The organism is Candidatus Jordarchaeum sp. (assembly GCF_052745115.1).
The window spans coordinates 1-1,595 of record NZ_JBRAKS010000551.1 but is presented as its reverse complement, the minus strand read 5'-3'; the positions used below and the strand labels follow the sequence as shown (position 1 = coordinate 1,595).

Annotated in this window: 2 protein-coding genes; both read left to right on the top strand. The window is 37.8% G+C overall.

Annotation, left to right across the window (positions count from 1 at the left end; genetic code table 11):
- Positions 1 to 366 precede the first annotated feature (366 nt).
- The gene (locus ACUVXA_RS20745) at positions 367 to 834 is read left to right on the top strand and encodes an MBL fold metallo-hydrolase (RefSeq protein ID WP_445873197.1); all 468 of its coding nucleotides are present in this window, start codon (positions 367 to 369) and stop codon (positions 832 to 834) included.
- 67 nt (positions 835 to 901) lie between these two features.
- Positions 902 to 1,171 carry a hypothetical protein gene (locus ACUVXA_RS20740; RefSeq protein ID WP_445873196.1) on the top strand — a complete coding sequence of 90 codons (270 nt, stop codon included), beginning with the start codon at positions 902 to 904 and terminating at the stop codon, positions 1,169 to 1,171.
- The last annotated feature ends 424 nt before the right edge of the window (positions 1,172 to 1,595 follow it).

The window sequence follows — 1,595 nt, the reverse complement described above, 5'->3', positions numbered from 1 at the left end:
TGTGAAGCCCCAACTCTATGTAATTCTATGAATTTCTACATAGAGTAGAACCCTACGAGGTTCCACCCGACCTAATAGAAGTCACCGAAACCTTTTCAGGTGAAAGTATCAAGCTGCGTACTTCCCAAGCAATCGTAGAAATACAGGGTCTGCTCGAAAAATAGGTTGAAATAGACACTCATGAAAACTGCTCAGAACCACTCCTTGGACGACTCTTCCTTCAAAACTTGATAACAACCCTAAATGGACTAAAAAGAAAAACGACGGTTTCCACGCAAAGTTAATGATTGCTTTACAGAATGGTTTGAAAATTATGAGAGTGAATTTTTCGGAGTTTAAATTTGGCAGATTTAGGAGGCTCTGCGAATGATTGAGATTAATCACTTTGAAGAAGTGATGCAAATAAAGTTGAGCCAAACTATGAATGGTCAACCTCTTTATTGGGCTGCTGCTTACCTCGTTGATGGGCTTCTTATCGATACCGGTCCTAGGCATACAGCTGAAGAATTGGTAGAATTTTTAGAGGGCAAAAATGTAAGATTTGCAGTTAACACGCATCATCACGAAGATCATATAGGAGCAAATTATCTCCTCCAAAAAAAGTTTGGAATCAAAATATTTGCGCATCCTGAAGCAATCCCATTAATAAATCAGGTTCCGAAACTACTCCAATATCAGGAAATGGTTTGGGGTTATCCTGAGCCCACCCATGTTTATCCCTTACCTGAAATAATAGAAACCGACCACTTTCGCTTCCAAATAATAGAAACTCCCAGTCACTCTGTAGGTCATGTAGCATCTGGAATCCGAGAAAGGTTGGTGTTTTACTGGTGACCTTTTTGTTACAGAAAGACCAAAAGCTTTCCGGCCACATGAAGATGTTGCAGAAACCATCCAATCAATGAAAAAAATCGCAGAACTTCCGACCAAGAGGCTTATTCTATTCACTGCACTAGGAAAAATAGTTCCGGATGGCCGTAAGGCTCTACAAACATGTATAGGATATTTGGAGGACTTGTCGCAAAAAACTAAAAGTCTTGCAAAGAAGGGACTTTCAGTAACTGCTATTCGAGAAGAGCTGATTGGTGAGGACACCTCTTTGGCCCCGTTGACAGAGGGAGATTTTTCTGCTGACAATTTGATTAAGTCTACCCTTCGTCCAGAGAAATAAATGTCGCATCAATCCTAGAATAAAATTAAGGCTTATTTTAATTGCTTTGCCCATAGTTAGTTCGTTTTTCGATTTTTAGCACCATATTTATGAGAATAATTTAAAAAAAATCATAAAGTTTTAGACCTAGTGCAATATCTATCCTTAGTTTAGTATCTTCAAACACTTTAAACTAGTAGCTTTCTCCTAAGAGGTTAATATGCTTGTTAACATAATCCAATTAATGTACGAGATAATCTTACCATTTTTCTCTTGAGAATATAATAAAACCTGCGTTTTTCAATCTTTGAAGCAGGTGCCTCCTTTCAAATTTTTACTAGTTTACTAGGTCAATATTTTGCGCATTCCAAGGCTGAATTCTTTGTATAATTCAGTATTTGAAAATGAGTTTTTGGGGGTAGGGATACCCTTATAGTGGAGAGAA